This is a genomic window from Acinetobacter sp. ABJ-A23_2 (genome assembly GCF_044538765.1).
Lineage (GTDB): Bacteria > Pseudomonadota > Gammaproteobacteria > Pseudomonadales > Moraxellaceae > Acinetobacter > Acinetobacter nosocomialis_A.
In genome coordinates, this window is sequence record NZ_JBIUCP010000075.1 from 1 (window position 1) to 9,840 (window position 9,840).

The window sequence follows — 9,840 nt, forward strand, 5'->3', positions numbered from 1 at the left end:
GCTTACAAAATGATGGCGGTCAGATCGGTACGGAACAAGGTGATGTACTGATCCAGACGGGTGACTTATCCCTGAATAATGGTTCAGGTGCTATCCAGTCTGGGAAAACCCTGACGCTTGATGTGAACGGTTTAAATAACAGTGGTGTGATCAGTGCTCTGGATCGACTGACGTTAAATAGTCAGGGCGATGTGACGAATGACCATGGGAAGCTCTTGTCGAACAAGCAACTTCAGGTAAGCAGCCAGAACTTAAGTAACCAGTCTGGTGTGATACAGACAGGCGAGCAGGCGGATCTAAATTTAACTGTTCGTGAAACGCTAAATAACCAGTCTGGACAAATTTATGGCGGTGCAAATGTTCAGATTAATGCTAGCTCGGTCAATAACAACCAGCAGGGACAAATCAGTGCACAGGATGCGTTGAATATTATCAGTGCAGGTCTGATTGATAACGAAGCTGGCAGCATGGTTGCCAACCAGAACATTAGCCTGAGTGGACAAGGATTAAATAACCGTCAAGGCCAGATCGGCAGTATTCAGGGTGGGTTATCTGTTGATGCGGGTACTCAGGCAGTGGTTAACCAGTCTGGATTATTACAGTCAAAAGCAGATTTAACAGTTAAGGCCTTGTCACTTGACAGCACGGCAGGCCAGATGACTTCGCAGGCGAAGATTGATCTGCAAAGCCAGCAAGAAGTGAACAATACTCAAGGTGTGATTTCAGCAGATCAGGGGATTGAGGTTAATAGCCAAGGGTTAAATAACCAGAAAGGTCAAATTGGAACACAAGGGCATTTGACTCTGCAGGTGGGGAATTTAACTTTAAACAACCAAGCTGGATTATTACAGGTAGGTCAAGACCTCATTGTAGATGCGGCATCAATTGATAATTCACTATCTGGGAAGATCAGTGCTCAAGGTCAGGTTACATTACAAACTATAGGCCTTTTAAATAATCAGGCTGGGGCAATTACAGCTAATCAGGACATTACTTTAACAAGCCATGGTTTAAATAATACCCAAGGCCAAATTGGTAGCGTCGCGGGAAGCCTGAATCTGGAGATAGGGGATCAGGTTCTAAATAATCAATCTGGGTCTTTGCTTTCTGGTCAGCATATTAATATTCATGCTTCAGGACTAAATAATAATCAAGGACAGATTATTGCTCGGCAAATTTTAGATATTGATACCGAGTTACAGGAATTGAATAATAAACAAGGTCTAATCAGTGCTGATACCGCGGATATTCGTTCTGGTACTTTAAATAATGATCAAGGGCTTATTCAAACGAATAATGTTCTAAGTATTGATACACAAAGTCACGATTTAATTAATACTCATAGTGGCAGCCAAGGTGGACTACTGAGTCAAGGTAATCTTACTTTGAAAAATCTTGCCACAATTGATAATACGCAAGGTTATATTGCTAGTGGTCAAACTCTAGATATCACTGCAAATCAGGTACAGAATGGTAGTGGTACTTTACTAGCAGCTCAAAACCTTAAGCTACAAGGCAGTGGACAGAACCAACTACTGAACAACCAGTCTGGTCAGTTATTGTCTATGGGCGATATGTCATTGAATATAGACCGAATCAATAATGCTGGTAAAGTTAACACTACTGATATTGACAGCCATATTATGGCAGCTGGTCAATTAAATATTAGTACGCAGCAACTGGATAACCAAAATACAGCATTAACAAATAGTGGCACATCGGTTCAGGGGATTGATGCTGGAAGCTTGAACCTAAATGCTTTGGCTGTTGATAACCAATCTGGTGTAATTCGGAGCAGTAAAAATAGTCAATTGGATATTAGCCAACAATTAAATAACCAGTTCGGTGAAATCAGTGCAGTAGAGCAACTCGGTATTCAAGGTAACTCACTTGCTATTAATAACCAAAAGGGCAAATTACTTGCGGGGGAAAATTTAAATATTGCGGCCTTGTCTCTTAATGGAGATGGTCAGATTTTAAGCTTAGGCAATGCTGATATTAAGTTGCAAGAAAGCTTTAAGCAAACCCAAGCTGGACAGTTACAGGCTAATAATAATTTAAGTTTAACAACGGCTGGTGATATACAAAATGACGGAAAAATCAATGCCGGCAACACTCTAAAACTGAGTGCTACTAATGTTAATAATAGTCGAGATGCTCAGATTGAGAGCCATGATACTCAAATCATTGCACAAGATCAGATTAATAATACTGGACTGATCAATGGCGACTACACCACTCTAAAAGCCAATATCGTAAATAACCAAGGTTCGGGTCGTATATATGGTACAGAACTTGCGATTGGCGCTAATACGTTAAATAATTTGCCTGATGTTAATGGTCAGGCACCAGTAATTGCTTCACGTGGTGATATGAACCTTGGGGTTCAAACACTCAATAACCTAGCTAATACGACAGATTACACTAGTCAGGCATTGATTCTAAGTGCAGGGAAGATGTATTTAGGAGGAGCTTTAGATACGAACCGCAAAGCAACTGGTCAGGCGAGTGTCATTAATAACGAAAGTGCCACGATCGAGTCTTTAGGAGATATGTATTTATTTGCCAAGCAAATAAACAATATTAATCGACACCTTATAACGAGTGATAATGTAGAAGTATCGCGTGTAGATGGACTCAAAAAATTCTGTAATGCTTGGTGTACCTTTGATGGTAAGTATTATGATGGTAACTGGTATGAAGACTGGATGACATACACTTATAGTGAAATTACCTATGAAACCAGAACAGTTGAGTCAGCACCTGGACAAATTAAGGCAGGTGGCAATCTAGATTTAGGTAGTGCACATGTTCTTAACGATAATAGCCAAATTTTAGCTGGAGGCGAGCTTAAAAATCAGGGAGGTGTAATTGAGCCTGGCAAGGGTATAGATGGAATCAAAAAAATTGTAGATAAAGGGATTCAAACTAAACATTGGGAATATGAAGGGCAATGGGATAGTCCTTTTGAAGTTTCAACTGAAAGCACAATTAATTTGCAAATTAGTCAGGCCTTGGGTAATCAAAAAATTAATCAAAGTTCAATTTCAGTTACACCTGTTTCCAATAATAAAAATGGTACTCAGATTCAATCTAGCCAAGTCAATCCAAGCCATCTTAATGATTTAAAAGATAGTGATGTTTCGACACAGGTAGGCCAAGCACAAAATGCACAAGGACAAAATATTAGTGTAGTCGATACTGTAAATACATCGAATAATACTAGTATTCAGACTGGGCAACAGACTCAGCCAACAAACCAATCTAGAGATTTAGATGCGAAAATTACTGGTTCACAGTCGAATGTGGCTCAAGCAGGTCAAGCTGGTACACAAAATTTAAGCATGGGTTCTAGTGCGAATGTATCGAATAGTACTGAAACTCAACAAGGACAACAAAATCAGGCATCGCCACAAGCTAAAGATTTAAGTACAAGTGTTACTGGTTCACAGACAAATGTGGCTCAAGCAAATCAAGCTAATGAGCAAAGCTTAAATATTGGTCATAGTGAGAATGTATCGAATAGTACTCAGACTCAGCAAGGACAACAAAATCAAGCATTGCAACAATCTAAGGATTTAAATGCAACTATTACCGAGTCCCAGTTAAATGTGGCTCAGGCAGACCAGGTTAGTGGACAAAATCAGGTCATTAAAGATGGCGAGCAGGTAACAAATAATAGTGAAATAAACGCTAGTCAACAGAATTATCCAGCACAAAAGTCTAAAGATTTATCAGTTGCGGTTGACAAATATACCCAACAAAAAGGGCATACTGCAGATCAAACAAATACCCAAGAAATGATTGATCAGGTAAATGCTCCAGATCAAACTGCTGATGCGATACAGTATGAAATACGGACTTTGACTGCATCTGAAGTTAAAGTTCCGAATAGTGCATTGTATAGAGTTAATAAAGATAGCAAAGCTGGTTATTTGATAGAAACTGACCCAAGTTTTACAAATTATAAAAATTGGTTATCTTCAGATTATATGTTGGATGCATTAGGCCTTGACCCTGCTTTACAACAAAAACGTCTTGCGGATGGATTCTACGAGCAACGTATGGTGCAGGACCAGATTGCCAACTTAACGGGTTACCGCTTCCTTGCGGGCTATACGACGGATGATGAGCAATATAAAGCATTGATGAATAACGGGGTAACCTTTGCCAAACAGTATGGTTTACGTCCAGGTATTGCTTTAAGTGCTGATCAAGTCGCGCAATTGACCAGTGATATTGTGTGGTTGGTTGAAAAAGATGTGATCTTAAAAGATGGTACAAAAGCTAAAGCTTTAGTTCCACAAGTCTATGTAAAAGCTCGTGTGGGGGACTTAAAAGGAGATGGAACATTACTTTCTGGTAATAGCATCAAATTTAATCTAGATGGCGATCTAATTAACGGAGCGACAATTGCTGGACGCCAAGCAGTAGAAATTACAGCAGATAATGTCCATAACTTAAATGGGCGAATTCAGGGTAATCAGGTCGCGATTGAAGCTAAAAAAGATTTAAATAATATTGGTGGACAGATTATTGCCAAAGATGCAATGGCATTGAAGGTAGGTGGAAACCTAAAAGTTGAAACTACAACCCGTACATCGACAAGTCAGGTAGGTGGTTTCGGTTCAAGTATAACTGGTGTGGACCGTATTGCAGGCTTATATGTAGGTAATGGTAGTACTGTACAACCGAATCAGGCGACACTAGTTGTAGATGTCGCTGGAAATACAGTTCTTAAAGCTGCTGAACTGAATAATAGCAATGGCGCTACGGTAATCAATACTGTAGGCAATGTAGATATTGGAACGGTACAAACGGGTTATAAACTCACTACTTATCAAGATGCAAGAAATAACGCAACTAGTCAAAAAACTCAGGATATAGGCAGCCAGATTAATAGTACAGATTCATTATTGATATCTGGGCAAAATATTAAGGTCAAGGGTTCAGCTTTAAATAGTGTACAAGGTACGACCCAACTTTCTGCAGTTGATGAGTTAAATATTGAAGAAGGCCGTAAAACTAGCCAATTTGATAGTCAATCTTATAATAAACACAAAGGTGTATTAAGTAGTAAAAGTACAAGTAATCTAATTCATAATCAAAGTGATGAAGCGATTGCCAGTACGGTTGAAGGCAACAAAGTCATACTAGATGCTAAGAATATTAATATTCAGGGTAGTCAGGTAGTGTCTAAAGAGTTGACGCAGATTCAAGCCAAAGAAAATATCAAGATTACTACTGCAGAAAATCAATATTCCAACCAACAGGAACAGACAGTTAAGAAATCAGGATTTAATGCAAGTCTTTCTGATGGTGCAGCAAGTGTAGGTTACGCAAAATCTAACCTAAACACAAAAGAGAATGGAAAATCTACAACCTTAGCCCAAAGTGTGATTCGTAGCCAAACAGGTGATACGACGATTATTGCTGGTAAAGATTTGACCGCTGAAGCTGCCATTTTAGATGCAGGTAAGAACCTCAATTTAAAAGGGGGAAATGTTAATCTAAATGCAGCCTATACAACCGATGAGAAATATTCAGAAGTTCATAGTAAACAATCGGGTATTTCTGTTGGTGTGACTTATTCACCAGCACTTGCGGCAAAATCTGCATATGACAAGAGTATGGGCGATAACCAATACTCTGACAGTGCTATTGGGAAAATCATGTCGCAAGCCAATGCCATCGATAAAGGGCTCATGGCAGCACAAACCCCAATCGTCATTTCTGGAGGAAGCAAAAAAACAGAACAAACAAAGAATACCTTTAGTAGCCAAGCAGTTGTTACGCAAGTTGCTGCAAAAGGCAATTTAAATATTATTGCGGCAGAAGGTAGCATTAATAGTCAAGGCGCACAGCTTTCTGCGGAAGGTGATGCTTTATTACATGCTAAAGAAAATATAAATCTTGCCTATGCGCAAGATCACTCAGCGCAAACGGCTGACCGTAAGCAAAAAGGCTTTAGCACAGATAGCCGTGATTGGATTGCACCTGGCGGTGTATTTAACAATCAAGAGCAAGGACAAGCAAACACCAGTAAAACTACAGGCACACAACTTTCAGTTGGTGGAAAAACTACCTTACAAACTGAACAAGGTGATATTAACATCTTGGGTAGTTCAATTGCTTCGCAGGGCGATGTAAACCTCAATGCTGCTCGAGACATCAATATCAAGTCTACACAAAACAGCCAAAGCCAAAGTGAGCATAGTTCAAACAAAGGCATTGGTAGTGCACAGATTTCAGATACTGAAAAATTCTTTGGTTATATGAATGGCAATAGCCAAAGTAATAGCAATGATATTGAACAACAACGTAGTCAGGTCGGAAGCCTAACAGGTAACGTCAACATACAGGCGGGGAATCAATATACACAACAAGTCGCAGATATTGTTGCGAAAAAAGACTTAAACATTTCAGCGCAACAAATCAATGTTTTAGAGGATCATACGCGAGGCAGTTCATCTAGTGCGGCAGATGACTTAAAAATTGGCATATTTGCTAAAGTCAGCTCACCGATTTTGGATTTAATCAACAGTATAGATAAGACTGCTCATAGCAAAGCGGATGATCGTACACAGGCACTACAAGCTGTTGCAGCAGGTGCTCAGGGTTATCAAACCTATAGCGATATAAAAGGTGGCGCATTATTTAAAGCAGAAGCAGGTATTGGCTTTAGCACCAGTGAAAATCAGCAAAACAGTAGCTATGCCACTTCGCAACAAAACAACCTGAAAGCTGGTGGTAATGTCAACTTAACCAGTACCAATGGCGATATTCATCTCCAAAATACACAGGTGAAAGCGGAAGATAAGATTAATCTCGATTCAGCAAAAAATATTGTATTGGAATCTGGACAAAGCCAAAACAAAGCAGATGGCAAAAACAGCAATGCAGGATTAAGCGTAGGTTATGGCGTTTCTGTTGGAGCTCAAACAGGCGTCTACATTTATGGAGAGGCAGGTTATGGTAAAGGTAGCAACCATTTAGACAATACGACTCAAAATAATACGACTTTAAATGCCGAGCAAATTAATCTTAAGAGCCAAGGAGATACCACTTTACGAGGAGCACAAGCGAATGCTAACCGTATTGATGCAAATGTAGGTGGTCAGCTTAAAGTTGAAAGTTTGCAAGACACTGTTGAGCAAAGCAGTAACCAAATGGGAGTAGGAGGACGCGTCCAAGCTTCATTCGGTACAGCATGGCAGGCATCTGGTAATTTTAGTAGTAGTCAGGCTTCTGGTAATTCTAATAGCGTTAATCAACAGTCTGGTTTATTTGCCGGAGATGGTGGATACCATGTGAAAGCAGATAGTGTTGACTTAAAAGGTGGCGCAATTGTTTCGACAGCATCTAAAGACAATAATGATTTGACTGCGAATCGTTTAACTTTTAGCAATATCGAAAACCAAAGCCAGTACGATGCGACGACAGTTAGCTTATCTGGCGGGACTAAATTTGGCAAAGAAACAAACACCGACAGCTCAGGTGTTAAATATACCAATAACGTTAACTGGCGCGATAACACCAGCTTTAGCCCAAGCTTACCGCAACATGAGTCTGACAAAAATAGTAGTACCACTTATGCCACTTTAAGTGCAGGTAATATTACGATAGGTGGTAAGTCGACTACGGTTGAGCAATTGGGTATTCATAGTGATGCCTCGACGGCCAACAGAGTGGTTGAGACTTTGCCAAACTTACAAACTATTTTAGATAAGCAAAAAACAGTAGCGGATGCAACTTCTACGATTGCGGCAGCAACGAGAACTTATAGCCAGAATCAGCAGCAGCAGGCTGAAAAAACAAAAAATGCTGAAAGGCAAAATGTACTTAATCAATTAGGGCTAGATAGTGATGCGCTTAAGTACTACCAAAGCCTTGATTCAGCAAAGCAAGAGGAATATCTACGTCAATATTCACCTGACTATGCTAAAGCAAGTGATATGAATCAAGCTTGGGGAATGGGCGGAGACAAGAGTCGAGCGTTGAATGCTGTAACAATGGCAGTTACAGGCGCACTTGGTGGGCAAACTGATATTCAAGTTGCTGCAAATGCACTTGCACCTTATGCCGCACAGCAAATTGGTGAGAAGTTTGGACATGGTGAAGATAAAAACAAGGCAGCACAATTAGCGTCTCATGCGATATTGGGTGCAACGCTTGCTTACTTAAATGGAGGTAATCCAGCCGCTGGAGGTGGAGCAGCAGTTGCAAGTGAAGCAGCAGCAGATTACTTGGTGAATCAGTATAAAGATGACCCAGCTTATAAGAATGGAAAAGGAGAATTTGAACCGAATTTACTGCCTGAAAATGTGAAATCAAGTATACGAGACCTAACGGCAGCGATTGGCGCAGTTATTGGGGGCACAGTTGGTGATTCGGTATCAAATGCACAGTTGGCGGGTGTAATTGGGCAGAATGCAGTAGAGAATAATATTGATTCTCCTGCTGAGCGAAAAGCAAGTCAACAAATTATGAAAAAGGAATTAAATGCTTCTTGTTCTGCTGCTGGATTGGCACCAGGTTCAGCGGCTTGTGGCCAATATCTTCGTAATGAAACATTAACAATACTCAAAAAAGCGGGAAGTTTAACAGCAGATGTTTTACCTGTAATTGGGGATATTAAAGGTTTCGTAGAAGCAGAAACGGTAGGTGATTATGTATTTGCTACAGTGGGATTAGTTCCGTTAGTGGGAGATGCAGCAAAAGACTTTTATAAAGCAAAAAAAGCTTATGAGGCTGCAAGCAAAGTAGGTGATGTAGCCAAAATGAAGGCTGCCATGCAAGATGCAGTTCATGCATGTTCTGGAGGGGCATGTTTTACGGCAGGGACATTAATTGAAACAGATCAGGGCCTAAAAGCTGTAGAGCAGTTTGTTGGTGGAGAACTAGTTTGGGCAAGAAATGATCTAACTTTAGAATATGATTATCGTCCTGTAATTGCAACGAAAATAACGGCTGACCAACCAATTTTTCAAGTAACAGTTCAGAATGAACATGGTCAGGTAGAAATTCTGGAAACCACTGCTGAACATCCATTTTGGATTAAAGGTTTAGGCTGGTTAAAAGCATCATTGTTACAGTCAGGTATGACTTTATTAGATCGTGATAATCAAGAAATTACGATAGTAAGCCAGACATTAATTCCAAACAGACTTGAAACTGTTTATAACATTGAGGTTGAAGGATACCACACCTACCATGTTGGTGAGTTGGGGGTATGGGTTCATAATGCGAATTGTTGCGGGGTAAAAGGCCAGCAGGTAAGTGGAGGAAAGCCTGCTATAAAAACAGATCCGTATCATCCTGATAATGTAGCTAGTAGACAGTTAACAAATGAACAAAAACAAGCTTGGATGAGTTCTTTACCAAAAGTAATTTCTAATCAACCTATTATGATAGATGGTAGAATTATTAAAAAAGATATTGATTTGGAGCCAACCCTTCAACGGATATTGAATAATCAACCTAATCCAGCTTTCAAAGATGGGAAAGTTTATGGAAATAATACCAACCCTAAATTACCAAATGGGCCTAGTTACACAGAATGGGTTGTTCCCACTCAAGGTATAAATGGTCGTGGTCCTCAACGAATTGTGGTGGGTAGTGATGGTTCTATGTGGTATTCTCCAAATCATTATGGGGATATTAGACCAGATATGAGTAAACCAATTTCATCAACCAATAAACCATTTGGAAATACTTGGAGAAAATTGAAATGAAAAGTCAAAGATTATATAGTTTTTTGGGCATTGAAGAATTTGGAAATAGAAATGAGTTAAATTTAGTAGTGGATAGTAATCTAAAAACTATTTATGAGATTTACTC

The 9,840-nt window shown here is 39.7% G+C and carries 2 pseudogenes; both read left to right on the forward strand.

From position 1 onward, the window contains the following. Positions 1-9,266: pseudogene (locus ACH63V_RS17315) on the forward strand (hemagglutinin repeat-containing protein); the annotation flags it as partial. Between the two features lie 204 nt (positions 9,267-9,470). Beyond that, positions 9,471-9,734 (forward strand): annotated as a pseudogene (locus ACH63V_RS17320) (ribonuclease domain-containing protein); the annotation flags it as partial. Positions 9,735-9,840: the final 106 nt, after the last annotated feature.